At 40.2% G+C, this 20,102-nt stretch carries 19 protein-coding genes and 1 other annotated feature (1 of these 20 only partly in view); of the genes, 14 read left to right on the plus strand and 5 right to left on the minus strand.

Features of this window, described 5'->3' with window-relative positions; genetic code table 11:
- Positions 1–112: a binding site (T-box leader), on the plus strand (it extends 98 nt beyond the left edge of the window).
- A gap of 69 nt (positions 113–181) precedes the next feature.
- A complete protein-coding gene (tyrS, locus tag Q7A53_RS00210; RefSeq protein ID WP_411787094.1) occupies positions 182–1,453 on the plus strand; it encodes a tyrosine--tRNA ligase in 1,272 nt (423 codons plus the stop codon).
- Positions 1,454–1,573: 120 nt separating this feature from the next.
- Here the strand turns inward: tyrS and rpsD are convergent, their stop codons facing one another.
- Positions 1,574–2,176, minus strand: a complete 603-nt coding sequence (rpsD, locus tag Q7A53_RS00215; protein WP_411787095.1) for a 30S ribosomal protein S4 — start codon at positions 2,174–2,176, stop codon at positions 1,574–1,576.
- Positions 2,177–2,532: 356 nt separating this feature from the next.
- On the opposite strand from rpsD, the gene Q7A53_RS00220 reads away from it, so the two are divergent.
- Complete coding sequence (locus Q7A53_RS00220) at positions 2,533–4,443, plus strand: sensor domain-containing diguanylate cyclase (RefSeq protein ID WP_411787096.1); 1,911 nt, start codon at positions 2,533–2,535, stop codon at positions 4,441–4,443.
- A 126-nt stretch (positions 4,444–4,569) separates the two neighbouring features.
- Positions 4,570–5,169, plus strand: a complete 600-nt coding sequence (locus Q7A53_RS00225; RefSeq protein ID WP_411787097.1) for a kinase — start codon at positions 4,570–4,572, stop codon at positions 5,167–5,169.
- 47 nt (positions 5,170–5,216) lie between these two features.
- On the opposite strand, the gene Q7A53_RS00230 is transcribed toward Q7A53_RS00225, so the two are convergent.
- Positions 5,217–5,696, minus strand: coding sequence for a GAF domain-containing protein (locus tag Q7A53_RS00230; RefSeq protein WP_411787098.1), 480 nt, complete (start codon positions 5,694–5,696; stop codon positions 5,217–5,219).
- A gap of 123 nt (positions 5,697–5,819) precedes the next feature.
- Between Q7A53_RS00230 and refZ the strand changes: the two genes are divergently transcribed.
- The gene (refZ, locus tag Q7A53_RS00235; RefSeq protein ID WP_411787099.1) at positions 5,820–6,428 is read left to right on the plus strand and encodes a forespore capture DNA-binding protein RefZ; all 609 of its coding nucleotides are present in this window, start codon (positions 5,820–5,822) and stop codon (positions 6,426–6,428) included.
- Here refZ and hisJ read toward each other — a convergent pair.
- Positions 6,412–7,221, minus strand: a complete 810-nt coding sequence (gene hisJ, locus Q7A53_RS00240) for a histidinol-phosphatase HisJ (protein WP_411787100.1) — start codon at positions 7,219–7,221, stop codon at positions 6,412–6,414. The genes refZ and hisJ overlap by 17 nt on opposite strands.
- Before the next feature lie 159 nt (positions 7,222–7,380).
- Between hisJ and ezrA the strand changes: the two genes are divergently transcribed.
- The 5 genes from ezrA to Q7A53_RS00265 all read left to right on the plus strand — a co-directional run bounded on the left by ezrA (position 7,381) and on the right by Q7A53_RS00265 (position 13,953).
- Entirely contained in the window at positions 7,381–9,072 is a 1,692-nt protein-coding gene (ezrA, locus tag Q7A53_RS00245) for a septation ring formation regulator EzrA (protein WP_411787101.1), read from the plus strand.
- 12 nt (positions 9,073–9,084) lie between these two features.
- Positions 9,085–9,399 (plus strand): hypothetical protein, encoded by a 315-nt coding sequence (locus tag Q7A53_RS00250; RefSeq protein WP_411787102.1) that lies wholly within the window; start codon positions 9,085–9,087, stop codon positions 9,397–9,399.
- A gap of 151 nt (positions 9,400–9,550) precedes the next feature.
- Positions 9,551–10,699 (plus strand): cysteine desulfurase family protein, encoded by a 1,149-nt coding sequence (locus Q7A53_RS00255; RefSeq protein WP_411787103.1) that lies wholly within the window; start codon positions 9,551–9,553, stop codon positions 10,697–10,699.
- The gene (thiI, locus tag Q7A53_RS00260; protein ID WP_411787104.1) at positions 10,696–11,907 is read left to right on the plus strand and encodes a tRNA uracil 4-sulfurtransferase ThiI; all 1,212 of its coding nucleotides are present in this window, start codon (positions 10,696–10,698) and stop codon (positions 11,905–11,907) included. Before Q7A53_RS00255 ends, thiI begins: the two co-directional genes overlap by 4 nt.
- Before the next feature lie 459 nt (positions 11,908–12,366).
- Positions 12,367–13,953, plus strand: a complete 1,587-nt coding sequence (locus Q7A53_RS00265; RefSeq protein ID WP_411787105.1) for an amidohydrolase — start codon at positions 12,367–12,369, stop codon at positions 13,951–13,953.
- Between the two features lie 180 nt (positions 13,954–14,133).
- On the opposite strand, the gene Q7A53_RS00270 is transcribed toward Q7A53_RS00265, so the two are convergent.
- On the minus strand, positions 14,134–14,937 hold the full coding sequence (locus tag Q7A53_RS00270) for an NAD kinase (RefSeq protein WP_411787106.1): 804 nt from the start codon (positions 14,935–14,937) through the stop codon (positions 14,134–14,136).
- Between the two features lie 156 nt (positions 14,938–15,093).
- Here Q7A53_RS00270 and tpx point away from each other — a divergent pair, with 156 nt between their 5' ends.
- The 5 genes from tpx (at position 15,094) to Q7A53_RS00295 (ending at position 19,576) form a co-directional block, all read left to right on the plus strand.
- A complete protein-coding gene (gene tpx, locus Q7A53_RS00275; protein WP_411787107.1) occupies positions 15,094–15,594 on the plus strand; it encodes a thiol peroxidase in 501 nt (166 codons plus the stop codon).
- Positions 15,595–15,727: 133 nt separating this feature from the next.
- A complete protein-coding gene (locus Q7A53_RS00280; RefSeq protein ID WP_411787108.1) occupies positions 15,728–16,717 on the plus strand; it encodes a class I SAM-dependent methyltransferase in 990 nt (329 codons plus the stop codon).
- A gap of 125 nt (positions 16,718–16,842) precedes the next feature.
- Positions 16,843–18,030 (plus strand): acetate kinase, encoded by a 1,188-nt coding sequence (locus tag Q7A53_RS00285; RefSeq protein ID WP_411787837.1) that lies wholly within the window; start codon positions 16,843–16,845, stop codon positions 18,028–18,030.
- A 207-nt stretch (positions 18,031–18,237) separates the two neighbouring features.
- Positions 18,238–19,074 (plus strand): EcsC family protein, encoded by an 837-nt coding sequence (locus Q7A53_RS00290; RefSeq protein ID WP_411787109.1) that lies wholly within the window; start codon positions 18,238–18,240, stop codon positions 19,072–19,074.
- The gene (locus Q7A53_RS00295; RefSeq protein ID WP_411787110.1) at positions 19,064–19,576 is read left to right on the plus strand and encodes a MogA/MoaB family molybdenum cofactor biosynthesis protein; all 513 of its coding nucleotides are present in this window, start codon (positions 19,064–19,066) and stop codon (positions 19,574–19,576) included. The genes Q7A53_RS00290 and Q7A53_RS00295 overlap by 11 nt, the downstream gene beginning before the upstream one ends.
- 41 nt (positions 19,577–19,617) lie before the next feature.
- Here the strand turns inward: Q7A53_RS00295 and Q7A53_RS00300 are convergent, their stop codons facing one another.
- Positions 19,618–20,064: a universal stress protein gene (locus Q7A53_RS00300; protein ID WP_411787111.1), complete on the minus strand. Its 447-nt coding sequence runs from the start codon at positions 20,062–20,064 to the stop codon at positions 19,618–19,620.
- Positions 20,065–20,102: the final 38 nt, after the last annotated feature.

Here is a 20,102-nt window from a genome sequence, read left to right on the forward strand (position 1 = left end):
GGAGCAATCTTCTGGTAATTGGATCAGAAGACGGTGTGAAGAGCCGTTATCGAGACAAGTGGCACATGTTTGTGCAACAAGGGTGGTACCGCGACAAGACCTCGTCCCTTTTATAGGGAGAGGTCTTTTTTGTGTTTCGGTAGTCAGCGTTTTAAAGAATAGAGAATAAGGAGTGTCATTAATGGACTTGCTAAAAGATTTAAAACAACGAGGGTTAATTAATCAAATAACCGATGAAGAGGGTCTGGCCAAACATTTAAGTGAGAAACAAGTAACGTTATACTGTGGGTTTGATCCTACGGCCGACAGTCTGCATATTGGTCACTTACTCCCTGCTTTGATGCTGAAACGTTTTCAGCAGGCAGGTCATCGTCCTATTGCTCTAGTAGGCGGCGGTACTGGGATGATCGGAGACCCTAGTGGTAGATCAGAAGAACGTCAGTTGAATGAAGCAAGTGTTGTTCAACATTTCAGTAATAAATTAACGGAACAGCTAGCAAAGATCTTGAATTTTGACCAGGGGGATAATGCGGCAGTTTCAAAGAATAATTACGAGTGGCTTTCCCAAATGACCATCATCGATTTTCTTCGTGATACTGGGAAGCACTTTGGAATCAATTACATGCTGGCCAAAGATTCTGTAGAATCGAGGATTGAACAAGGAATCAGCTTCACTGAATTCAGCTACATGATTTTACAGTCATTAGATTTTCAGAAGTTATATGAGAAAGAGAATTGTACCTTGCAAATTGGGGGAAGTGACCAATGGGGGAATATAACCGCTGGGCTGGAGTTGCTGCGCAGGTCTGCTGCTGGAGAAAAACAGGTAGAAGCATATGGAATTACTATGCCGCTCGTAACTAAAGCCGACGGTACAAAGTTTGGAAAAACGGCTGGCGGAGCTGTATGGCTTGATCCGAAGAAAACATCCCCGTACGAGTTTTACCAATTCTGGATTAACGCAGATGATCGGGATGTCATTCCATTCCTCAACTACTTCACTTTTTTGACTATGGAAGAGATTGCAGAATTGGAAAAAGAAGTAGAGCAGCATCCTGAGAAACGGACAGCTCAGCGACGGCTGGCTGAAGAAATGACTAAATTGGTTCATAATGAAGAAGCGCTGAAGCAAGCGGAAAGAATTACTGAAGCCCTATTTAATGGAGACATTAAAGCACTGTCCGGTCAGGAAATTCAGCAAGGCTTTAAAGATGTACCTGCCTACACTTCCGAGGAATTATCACCGGGACTCATTGATTTACTTGTCCATGCCGGGATTTCTTCTTCTAAACGTCAAGCAAGAGAAGACATTAAGAATGGAGCTATTTATGTAAACGGGGAGCGAAATCAAGAACTAACTTATACGATCTCTCCCAGTGATCGAATTGAAGATAAATTTACGATTATCCGCAGAGGCAAGAAAAAATACTTTCTCATCCACTATAGGGGATAAAGGCGAATTTATCCGCAGAAAGCCCGAACTAATGGTTCATCATTGGTTCGGGTTTTTATGTAGCCGAAAGAAAGATAGAAAAAAAGCCGCCTTACAATAAGGCGGCTTTTTGATAAGCTATTAACGAGAGTAGTACTCAACGATAAGCGCTTCATTAATTTCAGCTGGAAGTTCAGAACGTTCTGGGTAACGAGAGTAAGAACCTTCACGTTTGTCACTATCAAAGGACAAATATTCAGGTACGAAGTTGTTAACTTCAACAGCTTCTTCTACTACGTTTAAGTTCTGAGATTTTTCGCGAAGACCAATAACTTGGTTAGGTGCAACGCGGTAGGAAGGGATGTCTACACGTCCTCCATCTACAGTTACGTGTCCGTGGTTTACTAGCTGACGAGCCTGACGACGCGTGCGAGCAAGACCTAGACGGTAAACGAGGTTGTCCAGACGAGATTCGAGAAGAACCATGAAGTTCTCACCATGAATCCCTTTCATGTTTCCTGCCTCTTCAAACATACGGCGGAATTGACGCTCAGTTAAACCATACATAAAACGAAGTTTCTGCTTCTCTTGAAGCTGTAATCCGTATTCAGATAGTTTTTTTCGTTGGTTTGGACCGTGTTGTCCAGGTGCGTAAGGGCGCTTTTCTAGCTCCTTACCAGTTCCGCTTAAAGAAATGCCATAGCGACGGGATTTTTTCCAGGTAGATCCTGTGTAACGTGCCATAGGTATTTCCTCCTTTTTATTTTATTTTGCATAAAATAAAAACAGGTGTGTCCATTTTACGCTGCTCATTATGTTTTCATGCACCATCGCTCCAGCAGCAGAGAGTTACACGATGCACCTCTTAACCAAGAGGAACAAAATGAAGACAACGCCGGTTCACATAGGCTGCCATTTATTTTACACAAATGCCATTATAATTTTTTTAAGCTATTAAGTCAAGGCATTCTGTTACATTAGGAGATTTAATTAGTATAAGGAAAGATTTATTTATGTAAAATCAGCATATAATCATCTTTTGAGGGTATATAGTAGTGGTATAATAGACTCAATTATGATGGATGATAGGTGAGATGCATATGGGAGCCAATAAACAAAAGAATAAAGATTTAAATCAGCTGAGAAGTGATATGTTTGAACTGTTTACCACCAATACTAATATAAGCTACAGTACTTGTATGACAGAAGCAAGCAATAAAGTGTGCAGTTTTCTAAAGGCGGATGTCGCGGTCCTGTACCAGTTAGATGAATGGAAGGGAAGATATCATTTAATTACAGATCGTGAGGAAATGAAACAAAAATTCCACGAGACGTTGAGTTTAAAAGATTTTCGCGGTACTCCCCGCCAGTATTTATTTGACCTGACTTCTGATGAGCAGCTCTCTATTCCTAAGCAGAAAGAGTATATCCAGGCGTATCAACTACCTCTTTTTTCTGATGAAAGATGCTTAGGGTTTATGTGGGTGGGATTTAAAGAAGAGATCTCACTGCCTCTTTCTCTTTTAGATGGTCTGGCGTTAGAAATTACGAGATGTGTGAATCATGCAGTCAGTTGTTATGCTTCCATAGAAGAAGGACAGAAGTACGAACTGCTCTATAATGTGGCCGCTAAGTTTCATTCTTCCATCGACATGGACGGGGTATTAAAAGAAATTATCGCTACATTGAGAAAAATTTATCCGGAATTTCATTATTATTTATTGTTATCTCAGAGTTACACGTCTGACAGTGAACTCCCTGTTCGAGAACTGACGTACGAACGTGATGCCTCATCTAAAGCAAGTACCCATGCGTTTTTAACTGGAGAAGTTCAGATAGAGGAGAGGAAGTCAGAAATGCAATCTTTTCTATATGCTCCATTGAAAGGGAAGCAGGGGATTTATGGAGTACTGGAAGTAGCAGCGCCCAGCTATTTATATTTTCCCCAAAAGGACATTGATTTCTTTGTGTTAATTTCAAATACTGCTGGTAAAGCTCTGGAAAACGCCAAATTATACATGCAGTCCCGAAGTCTGATTGATGATCTTCAACTGATTAATGAAACCGCTCATAAATTAAATTCCAACATGAGGCTGACAGAGAAAATATCTTATATGGCCTCTCAAATTAAAACTTCCTTTCAGGCAGATGAAGTAGGTTTTCTAATTTTCAATAATGAAAATGACAAGCAAGCTTATTCAGTATTAGATGGGAGTTCACCTTTCTTTATTTCAGAAAGAGCTGAGCACCTTATCTATGAAATCAGCAGAATGTCCGGAAAAACTCAAGAACCCCTGTTTGTAGGGGATTATGCTGCTAAGACAGGCGGAGGTGAGTGTCCTTACCAATCTATTATGGCAGTACCCATGATGGCGCATGATCAATTGAACGGTCTGGCTGTAGTATTTAAAAAAACGCCCTACTTTTTCAGCTTTGATTCTTTCAAACTGCTCCAATCCCTTGTCCATCATTCTACTCTTGCTTTTGCCAACTCTATGTTAAGAGAAGAACTGGAAAAAACAATCATCACAGATTACTTAACAAAACTGCATTCAAGAAATTATTTAGATAAATGTATGGATAAATACTTGGAACAGGATGAGCTGGGACATTTTATCCTGATCGATATTGATAATTTTAAGAAGGTGAATGACACCTATGGTCATCAAGTAGGGGATGCGGTTATCACCCAAGTGGCTCAATCCATAAAAAAAATTGTAGGAGAGCAGGGTCTGGCAGCTCGATGGGGAGGAGAAGAACTTGCTGTATATTTACCTTCTCTTTCGATTGAAAAAGCTTATGAAATGACTGATTATATTCGCGAAGAAATTTCAGTCGTCACAAATCCTTCCGTGACCGTCTCCTGCGGCATCTCCTCTTGGACAGCAGAGAATCGTCCGGAAAGTCAAAGAATAGTTCAGCAAGCCGATGATGCGCTTTATACAGCTAAGGGTTCTGGCAAAAATCAAATCATTATGGCAGGGCAGGCTCCTGGTTCCTTTATCTTTTAACTTTAAATCCTGCAGCGAAATCTAGTAATGATCGTTTTCAAAGAATAAGGCTTGTTTGTATTTTATCTTGGATAGCTAAATAGAATAATTAGATTCATGAAAGTGAGTTAAAGAAAGGGTCATAAAATGAAGGATCAATTTTTTAATTTAATGAAATGGATGACACACAAAGCAGAAGGAAGAAGATTTATTTTGGGAGTAGATGGATTAAGCCGATCAGGGAAAACGACTCTAGTCGAAAAAATAACCCGCCGGCTTTCCTTTGCTCACGTTCCCGTTTATGTGTTTCATATTGATGATTTAATTACCGCTTCCACATCTAGATACCATACGGGTTATCCTGAGTGGTATGAATATTATTACCTGCAGTGGGAGGTCGACTATTTAACGAAGCAGTTATTCCAAAAAATTAGAACATCGGAGAGCCTTCAGCTGCTTATATATAATGCTGAAGAGGATGAGCAGACAATGCATACGATATTTCTGCCTAGTTCATGTGTAGTGATTATCGAGGGAGTATTTTTGCAGAGGAAAGAATGGAGGGGGTATTTCGATTACTTAGTTTACTTGAATTGTTCTCGTGAGATTAGGTTCAAAAGAGAGAAAGAAACGACCCAAAGGAATTTTTGCAAATTTATAAATAGGTATTGGAAAGCAGAAGATTTCTATTTGAAGACGGAAAAACCGCTTTCTTCAGCAGACCATGTCATACATATAAAGACATAATGGTAAGAAAAACCCCGGAAAGTCAGCTTTCCGGGGTTTTGGGATGGTTAAATATAGTCTTCCAGAGCTTCAGCAAATTGAGTGATATATTTTACATCCAGTTCATCAAATCTACTTACAGTCGGACTATCGATATCGAGTACACCATAAATCTCATTCTGCTTGATCATCGGAACTACTATTTCCGAACGACTGGCAGCATCACAAGCAATATGCCCCGGGAACGAATGCACGTCGTCCACTTTCTGGACCTGTCTTTCTTTTACTGCTGTCCCGCATACACCTTTACCAGACGGAATGCGCACACACGCTGGAAGTCCTTGAAAAGGTCCAAGAACTAGCTGATCTTCTTTCCAAAGATAGAAACCTACCCAGTTTACATCTTCAAGGAATTGATTGAGTAGGGAAGAAGCGTTAGATAGATTCGCTATGTCATCGGTTTCTCCTGTACAGAGCGCGTGAAGCTGTTTAATTAATAGCTGATAATTCTCTTCCTTAGTACCTGTATACTGAGAAGATTGAAACATAGAATGACCTCCTGGATTAGTTTTTCGACAATTCTCTCTAAGATCTTGTCGGGATTTGGTGCACGATTATAAGAAGGAATTTCTTATATAAGGGAGAATATCATCCCTAAGGAGGGAAAAATTATGAACCGTCAGACCTCAACTCGCCAAAAGGTTTTGGATGTTGCCTGTGGTTTGTTTTACAGCAATGGTTTTAATGGGACTTCCGTTCGAGATATAGCAAGTGCTGCAAAGGTTAATGTGTCACTCATTAATTATTACTTTAAAAGTAAACAAGGCCTGTTTGAATCGCTGGCCATTAATTATTTCGAGCCATACTTGGAAATGATGGAAGAAGAGTTGTCCTATTGTAAAGAAGGACGAATGGAATCCTTGGTGAAAAGAATTTTACAATATAAGCAAACGCATTATCAACTTTCTTGTTTATTATATAGAGAATTATCATTAAATACGGTTTTTGCCAGAGAAATGCTTGTTACCTATCTAGCAAAAGAAAACCACTTGTTTACTCAATTACTGTTTCAAAAAGTTAACCCCATAGAAGTTACTTTTAAAGAGAAACTATGTCTTTTACAGCTTAAAGGATTACTGAATGCCCCTTTTATGATGCCTCAGGAATTTAGAGATCCGTTTATAACAGAGGCATCGATTGATCATTTTGTAGAAGTGTATAGTCATTTAATGATGCAGCGGAAATCTATGCAGCATGAGCAGGTCACAGTGAACGCGTGAGCAATGCTTGATCGATTTGGGCCGCCCCTTGCTTTAAGCCATGGGATGTATGCGCATCTGACCCGTAAATCAGGGGGATGCCCATCGAACTTGCGAGATTCGCTATGTGTTTGGGAGGATAACTTTCCTTACAGTAAGTTTTGTTTACTCCTGCCCCATTATAATCTAAAGTGGCCATGTTTTGTTGAGCTGATTCTAGAAACGATGCAGCCATTTCTTCCCAGGTTTCAGGAGCAGGAAACAGTGATTGAAACTTTTTCACAAGTGTCATATGACCAATCCGATTGGGCTTGTACCTTCCTAAAGATGATTCAGCTGATTGAGATAATGCCTGAAAATAAGTTTGGTATACTTTCTCCAATGAACCGAAGTCCTTTACTGTCTCTTCGAACATTTCAGGACTGTAATCGATACAGTACCACTGCTTTTTCCCCTCTAAAAAATGCACAGACAATATCCCGTCGTCCATTTCCGGTCCATAAGTATTAAGAAATTGAAGCGTCTGTTCTTCAAACCCTTTAATGAAATCAATTTCAAATCCTGCATTAATGGTGATATCCTGCTCATATTCTTTCTTTAGTTTCTGTAGTTCCTGTAGATAGGGTTCCACCAGGGACCGATCCATTCCACTGTCTTTGGATGGTACCGGGTCTTGAAATCCTTCAGGAAGAGGGGCATGCTCGGTAAAGGTCATCATATGGTAGTTCAATTGGATGGCTTGTTCGATATAAGCTTTAAGGTTATCTGTGGAACCGTGAGGACAGTAGGGAGAATGGATATGACCATCAAACACGAAAAGTTCCTCCTTTGAATTAGAATTTTTTGTCAATATGCTAATTATTTTGAAATATTTTAGCCAAAATGATTGTTTACATGGTATCATAATAGACAACTGAATTTCATTTGGAACGCTATCTTTCCATTGAACGTGCATATTGTAAGGAGGCTATTTATGAGGTACATCATTGGGGCTATTTTATTATTAATTGCTTTGATCATAACTGGACTAATCTGGCGAAAGAAAGTCTATGATCAAGTTGATCGATTAGAAAGCTGGAAAATGGACATTATGAATCGGAGCGTTACGGAAGAACTGTCAAGAGTTAAAAGTCTTAATTTATCCGGAGAAACCCAAGAGAAATTCGAAGCGTGGCGGGATCGGTGGGACCAAATTTTAACGAAAGAGCTGCCTAACCTTGAAGAAGATTTATTTGATGTAGAAGAGGCTGCTGATCGTTATCAATTTAACCGGGTGAAGAAGACTTTATCCCTTACAGAACAAAAGCTGCTCGCAGTGGAAAAAGATATTGAAGCGATGTTTGAAGAATTAGAAACGCTTCTTGATTCAGAGAAGAGCAGCCGAATTGAAATTGAGGCGGTTGAACCTGATTTACTGGAACTTTCAAAGTCCTTGCTGCATAACCGTCACCAATTTGGACATGCGGTTAAATTTTTTGAAAAACGGGTGGAAGAGCTGCAAAGTAAACTCCAGATCTATGAAAACCTTACAATGCAAGGGGATTATTTGGAAGCGAAAGATTTAGTAGCTTCGGTTCGAGAAGACTTGAAAGAATTGCATGTGGATATAGAATATTTCCCAGATAGGTACAGAAAAGTTAAAAATGAGCTGCCTGAACAGCTGAATGACTTGTTAAATGGAATGGAAGATATGGAAAACGAGGGTTACAGGATCGCGTACCTTGATTTCAAGCCGGAAATACATACATTTCAAGAACAGCTTACCGAAGGACTTGCTCAACTTGAACAAGGGAAACAGGAGAATATTGACTTAATTATTGACGAGGTTGAAACCCGAATGCAGGAGATGTACCGTCAACTAGAAACCGAAGCAATCGCTCATAATTATGTTGAAAAACAGCAGCCCTCTTACCGTGCTCATTTAGATGAGCTGACGACAGTTCTTGAAACGACGGAAAAAGAGATGGAAGAACTTCAGATTGCGTATCAGCTGGAAGACGAGGACGTGGAGACGTACCGTACTTTAGGCAGCTGGCTTACACAATTAAAGAAGAAATATTTGAATTTCGATCATAAATATCAAGATGGACAAACTGCATTTTCCGAACTTCGTAATGAACTTGAAGAGTTTAAGGAGCAGTTGAGTGAATTGAAATCCAAGCATCAGGCATTTAGTGAAAGAATTCATATGCTGAGAAAAGACGAACTTGAGGCAAAGAATCAAATCCAGACAATGGAACAGCTGCTTATAGATACACATCGCCGTTTAAAACGAAGCAATATTCCAGGGATCCCTGCAGATGCTTATGAACTGATGCAGGAAGCGAGTAATAAAGTGGATGAAGTATTTTTAAGTTTGGAACAACAGCCACTTGATATGACAGAAGTGCAGGACAGGCTTGATGCCGCACAGCAATTAACGGAAAAACTTCATATCGATGCAAAAGAATTGCTGGACAAAGCATATCTTGCAGAGCGCTTAATTCAATACGGAAATCGTTATCGAAGTCAGTACCCAATAATTGCCGCCCGGCTGTTAGAGGCTGAAAAAGAGTTTAGATCTTATAACTATGACGGAGCAGTTGAATTAGCTACTTCCGCCATTAAGGAAGTTGATCCTAAGGCACTGGCTCGGTTAGAAGAGGAAGAAGAAGTCTTTGTTTAGGAAGTGTAAACTATGAAAAAAGGGCTGTTGATTCTTCTTGGAATAACTGGTGCTGCAATATGGACCACTGTTATTGTTTTATTTTTCTTGGTGCCGTCTGAATCTCTTCAAGTCGAGGATCACGGTATGGCGGTCACCTTTGAACAGCCATTAAATGAGAAGAAACTTGATGCTCACTTTTCTAAAACGATACAGCAGCCCGCTGAAGGTACAGTTAAAACTGTACTTGGCACGAATAGAATTAGTGAGAAGTGGGTGGAGGATCTCAGCAAGGACGGGAAACTGAGTATTGACACCTTATTAGACGAATTAAATATTAAGAATTAGTGTTCAAACTGGCCCAGGGTTTAACCTGCAGGGTCAGTTTTTTATTTTTTTGAAACGGAACGAGATACGAAGAGTGAAGATCGATATTTAGTAACGTCTCATGGTATGATAATATAATGAACTTGAAAATGTGTAAAAGGAGTTATCCTTTATGATTTATTTAGATAATAGTGCAACTACCCAGCCTTTACCAGAAGTTTTAGATAGCTATCATAAAGTTTCGATGAATTATTTTGGTAATCCATCTTCTGTACACCATTTAGGAAGTGAAGCAGAAAGGCTGCTGGGAAAAGCAAGAAAACAAGCATCCTCTGTATTTCAAGTAGATGAAAAGGAAGTTATCTTTACTTCTGGCGGCACCGAAGGAAACAACATGGCCATTAAAGGTACTGCCTTTATGCACCAAACAAGAGGAAAGCATTTAATAACTTCGAGCGTTGAGCATCCTTCTGTACTAGAGGCTTTCCGTGCTCTGGAATCCCTCGGTTTCGAAGTGAGTTATCTTGATGTGAATAACGAAGGCCGTGTGAACCCAAATGACGTCGAGCAAGCCATAAGAAAGGATACTATTTTAGTGAGCCTGATGTCCGTTAACAATGAATTGGGAACCATTCAGCCGATCCAGGAAGTAGGTAAGTTGCTAAAAAACTACCCGACGACCCTCTTTCATGTTGATCATGTCCAGGGGTTGGGCAAAATACCTATAGCCATCAAAGATTTTGGAATTGATATGTGCACTGTTTCAGGCCATAAAATACATGGATTAAAAGGAACAGGTGCATTAGTGGTTCAAAATCATGTTAGTTTATTTCCGCTGCTTCATGGAGGCGGGCAAGAAAGGCGCTATCGCTCGGGTACCGAGAATCTTCCTGGAGTCACTGCCTTTGTAAAAGCATTAAGGATGATAGAAGAAGAGCGGGAGATTTCTGGAGCAGACCTACTGCAATTAAAAGAAAGTTTGCAGAAGCAACTGCAGAATATACCAGGGGTCTACGTGAACACTCCAGCCCATTCTGCTCCTCATATCGTGAATTTTTCCGTCCCGGGTTTTAAACCAGAGGTGCTGATTCACTCTTTAGGGGAAAGGGAGGTCTATATTTCCACTAAAAGTGCTTGTTCATCTAAAGATTCCAATGTGAGTGCAGTACTTCAAGCCTGCCGATTGGATCAGGAAAAAACTACTTCGGCATTACGAGTAAGTATGTCTTACTTAACTACACACGAAGAAATTAATACATTTATTGAAACGTTACATGGAGCAATCCAAGAATTACAACCCACCATGGGGAGGTCCTTATGAATTTTGATCGAATACTAATCCGTTATGGAGAGATGGCGCTAAAAGGAAAGAAGCGGAACCATTTTGAATCCATATTACAAAGAAATCTTAAAACGAAACTAAAGAACTTTCCTAACACACATATAAAGAAAACAAGAGATAGAATGTACGTTTTGTTAAACGGTGAAGATCCATCCCAAGTTATGGAGAAATGCCGTGAAGTTTTTGGTATTCACAGTATGAGCTATGCGATTAGGGTAGAAAAGAATGAAGAGGAATTAAAAAGCGCGGTCCTTCTTGCATTTGAAGAAGCTGATGGTGCGAGAAGTTTCAAAATATCTGCCAAAAGGTCAGACAAGAATTTCCCTATTAACTCCCAGGATTTAAATCCACTGCTGGGAGGGTACGTGCTGAAAAATACGGACGGAGTTACCGTAGATGTTCATTATCCTGATGTGGAAATAAAAGTTGATATTAGAACCGATGCAGCGTATGTGACAGCTCAGGACTATCCTGGCGCAGGAGGCTTGCCGGTTGGGACAACGGGAAAATCTCTTCTGCTCCTTTCAGGGGGCATAGACAGCCCTGTATCTGGCTATTTAACTATGAAGAGAGGTGTGGAAATCGATGCCATCCATTTTCATTCCCCGCCTTATACTAGTGAACGAGCCAAACAAAAAGTGATAGACTTAGCAGGCGAGCTGTCTAAATTTGGGCATAAGATCAATATACATGTGGTTCCTTTCACAGCCATTCAGCAAAAGATCCAACGGGAGATGCCAGAAGGTTACAGCATGACAATCATGCGGAGAATGATGATGAGAATAAGTGAAAAACTTGCTCGCAAAGAAGGCATTTTGTCGCTTACTACTGGAGAAAGCTTAGGACAAGTAGCAAGCCAGACGATGGAGAGTATGAATGCTATAAATGAAGTAACCAATTATCCTATTATACGTCCGTTGGTTTCCATGGATAAGTTAGAAATTATCACGATCGCAAGAAAGATTGGAACGTATGATATATCTATTAGACCATATGAGGATTGCTGTACGGTTTTTGTCCCGCAAGCACCTAAGACTAAGCCTACTCGTGAAAAATCCACTTACTATGAATCGAATTCAGATTTCACCAATGATATCCAAAAGGCATTGGATGAAACAGCGGTCATTCACGTTAAGGAAAATCAATCAGCTGATCAAATTGAAAACGATTTTGATGAACTACTATAAAGACATCGGTATGAAAATTAGAATTCAAAATGATAACCCGAACCCCTTAATATAATGTGGGTTCGGTTTTTTTCTTTAGCACACTTTCCCCTTATACTCGTCGGGGCTCCCAGGGCGCTTCCGCTTTTGATATATCCAGCTGCGAGTCGCAGATCCACGCGGTTCTAAGTCATCGACTTCCAGAGGGGGAAGATCGCCCCTCTTACAGCCGCTGGCTTAGCCCGGGGGATCTAAACGTTCCTCTCCGCTTTTGAACATCCAGCTCCAGCGCCCAGCCCCTCGAGGTCATAAGTCGATCGCCTGCGGGGAGGACAAGCTCTCACCTCCGCCGCTCGTCTTATGCTTGTCGGGGCTCCCAGGGCGCTTCCGCTTTTGATATAATTACAAGCAAAGCTGATGACTTCTTTTGGGGTTTGGTCTATGGTAGAGCTAACAGGAAATTTCAGGGAGGGTTTGGATATGAAATTATGGTATGGTGGTAAGATTTATACGATGAAGGAAGAAGGTCACTGGGTGGAAGCTGTGGTTACTGAAGGTGGAAAGGTTGTAAAAGCGGGAGATACTCAGGATTTATATAATCAATTTAAAGATGCGATTGAGGAAGACTTTAATTTAACTGGAGCGGTCATGTACCCGGGGTTTACCGACAGCCATCTTCATATTATTGGTCATGGAGAGAGACTGATGCGGTTAGACCTCTCATTTATGAAGTCTGCTGAGGAAGTTAAGCAGGCTTTGAGCCAGCATGCAGAACAGCTTGAGCCAGGCGAATGGATTATTGGTGATGGCTGGAATGAGAATTTATGGGAAGAAAAAAGAATTATACATAGAGACGAGCTTGATGAAATCTCTACCGATCACCCCATGATGCTCACCCGTGTCTGCCGACATGCCCTTCTGGCGAACTCAAAAGCTATGGAACTGGCGCAAGTTAATAAAAATGTAGAAGATCCACAAGGGGGAGTGGTGGTAAAAGACGAGAATGGAGAACCATCCGGTCTTTTTCATGATCAGGCGCAGGAACTTATTAAAAGGGCTATGCCGGAGGTTACAGAAGCTTACTTAAATAAGGCTACAGAACTAGCTGTTCGTGATATGCATACGTATGGTTTAGTTGGCGGTCATAGTGAAGATCTAAATTATTATGGTGGCTTTAAAAGGACATTTGAGGCATTTACAAATGTGATCGATGGGGAAGACTTGAAATTCAGAGCCCACCTATTGGTACACCATGGGGTTATTGAACAGATGGATAAAGAAGGGCTAGGCTTTAAGAAAGGGACCCCATTTGTAGAGTTAGGGGCGATGAAGATTTTTGCCGATGGTGCTATTGGCGGAAGGACTGCCTGGCTGGTAGAAGAATATAGTGATGATCCTGGCAATCATGGGGTTGCTATTCACACAGCGGAACAGCTGACCGAGCTTGTGAAACAGGCCCGCAAACGTAAAATGCCAGTAGCTGTTCATGCAATTGGTGATGGTGCTGTAGAAGCGGTAGCAAATGTTATCGATGAATACCCAGTGGTTAAGGGGGAGCGGGACAGGATCATTCATGCGCAAATACTCCGTCCGGAACTCATTCAACGACTTACCACTATGGATGTGATCTTAGATATTCAACCAACCTTTGTGGCCTCGGATTTCCCTTGGGTAATGGACCGCTTAGGAAATGTACGCCTGAAGACTTCTTACTCTTGGAAAACTTTACTGGATGCGGGAATTATTTGTGCTGGCGGGTCGGATGCACCGATTGAGGAAATAAATCCTCTCCTGGGAATCAGGGCAGCAGTTGACCGAAGAGCCACATATGACAATGAAGTATATCAAACAGAAGAAAGATTAAGCGTTTATGAAGCCATCTCTTTATACACGAAAGGGAGTGCCCTTGCGATCTCGAAAGAAGACAGCCACGGAATAATTGAAGAAGGATTTGCTGCCGATTTCACCGTATTGGACCGGGACTTGTTCTCTCTGAAATCTCATGAACTTGCAGATGCTACGGTAACGATGACTGTGGTGGATGAAGAAATCATGTATCAAAGATAATAAAGAGGAAAGACAAAATGATATTTTAACTTACGGAAAGCCCGAACTAATTATCTCTATTAGTTCGGGCTTTCATAGTTAGTATTTAATTAAAGTTCATGATTCTGCTTCTAATTATTCATTCCAAATAGTCACACTCATATTGCCTTAATCTCCTGGTCAAACCGGCTGCACTGCATTCTATAAGAAAGTACGCTTGACTCGTTCCCAGTAAGAATTATTTTTTAATCTTACAGTCTTAATGACGTTCTGGCTCATTTGTACAGTCAGTTCACGAATATTACGAATGGAATAGGCTTCATTATCCATTCCTACAATAGGAAAATCGTTTCCGTTCTGCTGGACATGAAGTTTTAATGTTCGTTCTGAACCAAGGATGAATGAGGATCCTAAAGTGCGGAAACGATTATTGTTTAAAGAAGCAAGCTCGCTCACTTGAAAACATGGAATTTTAGGGTCCACGACAGCCCCATTTACCGATTTGTTATAACCTGTACTCCCAGTTGGAGTAGCTACGATAAGTCCATCACCTCTAAAGGTTTCAAAGTGGATATCATCAATAAATACATCAATATCAATCGTCTTAATGAGTGTGGATCGGACACTGCATTCATTCAAGCATAGAAACGTGGACTCATTATTAATTGTTGTCTCGATCACGGGAAATCTGCGGACTTCGACTTCCGCATTGATCATAGAGTCAACCATTTCATTATAGTGCTCAATGTCGAAGTCACAGTATAGTCCTGCTTCATTTTCTTTTTTAATCCCCACATATAGACAATCTTGTCGAAAGCCGGTTTTACGTACGGCTTGTAGAAATGTACCGTCACCACCAACGGCTATAATGATATTGGCATTTTTTGAGTCATCCACAATTTTAAAATTATTTTCCTCCGCTAATTGAAAAATCGGTTTTAGTTTTTCGTTTAATTCTTCATGAGGGTGATAGTAAAAGTATAAATTCCTTCTGTCACTGGTCATAGAAGCTCCTCCTTATGTAATTCCTAGTAGATAGTTTACCATTTCATTTTCGCTATGGATAGTTGTAACCCTATGTTTTAGAAGGCATCAGTTAGACATTAACTAGTATAGCCTTCATAATGAATTTGTCACCAATTTTACTTTAGGAGGCAAATTATGACCAGCTTCACCTTTAAAGAACAGTCTGTTACATTGCCAGAAAAGAAGATAAAAAAAGGGGATAAGGCCCCGGATTTTAAAGTTTTGGATAATAAGTTAAATGAAGTGACACTTTCTAAATATAATGGATGCATAAAATTAATTAGTGTGGTTCCTTCACTTGATACTGGGGTTTGTAATGACCAGACCAGGCGTTTTAATGAAGATGCAAATGAACTTGAAAATGTTGAAGTTTTAACCATAAGCATGGACCTTCCATTCGCTCAAAAACGATGGTGCGGTAACTCGGGAATCGATGATGTGATTACTTTATCTGATCATCGCTATGCTTCTTTTGGGGAGGCGTACGGAGTCCTGATGGAGGAAATGCGATTACTATGCAGAGCAGTATTTGTAGTCGACTCCAATGATGAAGTTGTTTATACTGAATATGTTCAGGAAGCTACAGATCACCCTGACTATGATGGAGCTCTAGAAGCAGCAAGATCAGCTGCTTAACATCACAAATCTTGAATATTTTATATGAATTCGATATGGTAGAGATAGAACAAACAAATCATTGAATGGGGAGTGACGCATTTTTAATAATGCGTCATTTTCTTTGAATATAGGTTTGACTAGGAGGAGCGAAATGAAGCAGGCACAAGTAGAGAAATTATATGAATGGATTGATCAAGTATCAACTTCGATCTCAGAGAGTATGAACATTACTTATCTTGAAGGAGTTGCAGAAGGATTAGACGTATTATTTAATGGAAAGCCTTTTGCAGATATGGAGAAGGATTTGCAGTCCACCCTTAACAACGAATTGACTCGAATTAAAACGGATGAATTTGAAAAAGAAGAAGTTCGTAAATCAATTCAACTCGCCATTTTAAAGGGGATGAAAGGGGCCACTCAGCAGCAGCACTTAATTACACCGGACTCTGTCGCCATGTTTATGGGATATTTGACTTCAAAGCTTTTTGAGGGAAAAGAAGAGCTTAGATTGTTTGATCCGGCTTGTGGGACAGGCAATTTGTTGACTTCTGTTATGAATCAGCTTGATATGAAGCTCTCCGCTTATGGTAGCGAAGTGGATCAGACGCTGCTTCAATTGGCATTAGCCAATGCAAACTTACAAAAGAATCAAATTGAATTCTTCCATCAGGATAGTCTTCGTCCTTTCTTACTTGAACCTGTCGATTTTGTATTAGGTGATTTGCCTGTGGGATACTATCCTGATGATATTCAAGCGGCAAATTATAAGTTAAAGGCAGAAGAAGGTCATTCTTACGCTCATCACTTATTTATTGAGCAAGGTTTGAAGTACGTTCAGGATGGCGGTTATTTAATGTTTATGGTGCCAAACTTTTTATTTGATGGAGAACAGTCCAAAGCTTTACAAGCCTTTTTGCGGGAACACGCCCATATTGTAGGAATGCTTCAGTTATCTGATTCTCTATTTAAAAATGAGAAGCACGGAAAAAGTATATTAATTCTGCAGAAAAAAGGTAAAAACGCTAAGCCTCCTAAACAGGCACTGCTAGTAAAACTTCCTTCTTTCAAAGATCCGAATGCAATGTCAGATATCATCGCTCAAATGAATCAGTGGTTTGAGGAATATAAAGCGGCACAATAATGAGAAAATAAAGAATATTAAAAGTAAACGATACCAAAACTGTTTAACCTTGAAAATGATCAAAACGGGTGATTAAATGGTAACTGGTATAATGATATGAACCTATTTTGAGGGGATGAACAATGGTGAGTAATATTCTTGCAATTAATGCAGGCAGTTCTTCGTTAAAATTTCAATTAATCGAAATGCCGGAAGAAAATGTGATTACTAAAGGCTTGGTTGAGAGAATTGGAATGGATGAGTCTGTCTTTACGATAGAAGTAAATGGTGAAAAGGATACAATGGTTACAGATATTCCTGACCACGCTGTAGCAGTTACTATTCTTTTAGATAAATTAACCGATTCTGGAATTATCGCTTCCTTGGATGAAATTAATGGGGTAGGACATCGAGTTGTCCATGGCGGTGAACGATTCAGTGAATCTGTTTTAATTAATGATGAAGTAATTAATGAAATAGAAGACGTTTCCGATTTGGCACCTCTTCATAACCCTGCTAACCTAACTGGGATTCATGCTTTTCGTGAGGTTTTGCCAAATGTTCCACAAGTGGCTGTTTTTGATACGGCTTTTCATCAGACGATGCCGGAACAATCTTATTTGTATAGTCTGCCTTATGAATATTATGAGAAATACGGAATTCGTAAGTACGGTTTCCATGGTACTTCCCATAAATACGTATCTGAACGGGCAGCAGAAATGCTTGGACGCCCAGTAGAACAATTACGACTATTATCATGTCACTTAGGTAATGGAGCAAGTATAGCAGCTATTGAAGGCGGAAAGTCGATCGATACCTCTATGGGGTTCACCCCACTGGCAGGGGTAACGATGGGTACTCGTTCAGGAAATATTGATCCAGCTTTAATCCCGTTCATTATGGAGAAAACGGGGAAGACGGCAAATGAAGTGATGAACGTTTTGAATAAAGAAAGCGGTATGCTGGCACTCTCTGGTTTTTCCAGCGACTTAAGAGATATTGAAGAGAAAGCGAATCAGGGTGACGAACGTGCTGAACTTGCGCTAGAAGTCTTCGCTGGACGGATTCATAAGTATATCGGCTCTTACGCTTCTCGTATGCATGGGATCGATGGAATTATTTTCACCGCTGGGGTTGGAGAGAATAGTACAACCATGAGGGAACGTGTGTTAAAGGGACTTGAGTTTATGGGCGTATATTGGGACCCAGCTTTAAATAAAGTCCGCGGAAAAGAAACGTTTGTAAACTATCCTCATTCTCCGGTTAAAGTAATGATCATTCCTACAAATGAAGAAGTTATGATTGCTAGAGATACCGTTCTTAAAGGGCTTTAATGGTAGGACCTATCAGATAATAAAACTCCACCATTTAGATGTTTTCATAGAAGAAACTTCTTTACTTTTTCACTACAGGATGAATGGTGAGCGATTATAGAACGAATTTAAAACAACCGGCAGATGATGCACGGTTGTTTTTTAGTTTTATTCTTTTAAATTTAAGGCTACAATTAAGTAAAGCAACCTTTGAAGGAGTGGGTGGTCTTGTCCCGGAAAACAATCGCAAATGATTTGAGGAAATGGATTGATCACACGAAAGGCTATCAGGCCAACGATTTTGAAATGATTTATGATGACTGGGTGAACCAAAGGTTTTATCGTCTTGATGATAGTATTAAGCAAAAGTTTTTTTCAAAATTAGATGCTTGGCTGTTTCATACGCATGCCTTCTTACAGGGGACTTCTTTTCAAAATGATGCTAGAGAGCGGATTCTAAAAATCGGGCGGATATTTGAGAAAGATATAGACCAGATTAACGACTTGCAGAACTTGACGATTGATCAATTAACGTATATTGCAGAACAGCAAGTAGCAAGAGGTAGGCTGTATTCTTTTACCCAGGGCGGGTTAACAGGTACTGGCGGATGGCTTCTGTTAGGTGTGGATTTTCCACTAATGATGGTATTGAACTTGCGGGCAGTACAGTTAATTGGATTGACGTTTGGCCATGAAATGAATCACCCATATGAAATGATGCTTTCTTTGAAAGTGTTTCATGCAGCCACGCTGCCTAAACGTATGCAGTCTTTTGCTTGGGAAGAATTGGTGAATGAAGTAAGAAACAATAATGACCCTTATGTATTCGAAGGAAATGATAAATTAACTAATGAAACGTGGCTGGAGCAGCCTTTCAAACAAACCTTTAAGTCATTATTCATTCTTATGTTTAGGAAAAAGCTCTTTCAAGGAATACCTTTGATCAGCGTAGCAATTGGCTCATATTCAAATTATCAGTTAACTAAGCATGTAACTGATTTTGCTATGAGATTTTATCAGTACCGCTATTTAAAAAGCGGAGAGGAGAATTCAGATGGCTCTTAATGATCATAGAAGAAATGCACCTGAAAGTGTAAAGTGTATGATTATAACAGTGAGTGATACGAGAGATAGGAATACAGATAAGAGCGGTAAATTAATCAAAGACTTTTTGGAAGAACATGGCCATCAAGTCAGCAGTTATCTTATCGTGAAAGATGAAAGAGAATTTATAGAAAATGCTTTACATAAAGGAATTGAGAACGAAGAGGTGGAAGTGATTGTTACGAATGGGGGGACTGGGATCGCTCCAAGAGATGTAACGATAGAAGCGGTGGAATCACTTATTGATAAGGAGATCTCTGGATTTGGAGAACTGTTTCGAATGCTGAGTTATACTGAAGATATAGGCTCTGCAGCACTGTTATCAAGAGCAGTGGCAGGTGTTGCCCGCAAGACGGCAATTTTTTCGACCCCCGGTTCTTCTGGAGCAGTGAAATTAGCTATGAGGAGATTAATCATCCCGGAAATAACACACGTGGCAGCAGAGCTGAAGAAAGGCCATTAAAGAACTCCTCATCTTGTTTAGATGAGGAGTTCAAAATTCAATCAGGCATCATGTTCTCGTACAACTAGTACATCACACTTGGCGTATCTTGTGATATGCTCAGAGACACTCCCGATAAAAAAACGTTCCATCGCGTTGAGACCTGTGGCACCGCAAATAATTAGATCTGCTTGATATTTGGGCGCCACATCTTTTGCTATTTTCACTTTCGGAGAGCCATAATCGATATCCACTACGACATTGGTAACTCCAGCTTCTTCTGCTTTTTGCTGATAGTTATTCAGTAGTTCAGTTGCGTACTTTTCTGCCCTAATGGCGAGAGACCGGTCATAAGCCTCTACGGTAGCGAAAGCACGCGTATCTACAACATGAGATAATATCAGTTTCGCATCATTACGATTAGCGATATCAATAGCTTTCTTAAAGGCTACCTCAGCAGTTTCTGATCCATCTACAGCCACCACAATATCTTTATATTCAAATTTCATTATGGACTCTCCCTTCCCTAAGTTACTTTTATTATACC

Source organism: Halobacillus rhizosphaerae, assembly GCF_046719735.1.
Taxonomy (GTDB): Bacteria; Bacillota; Bacilli; order Bacillales; family Halobacillaceae; genus Halobacillus_B; species Halobacillus_B rhizosphaerae.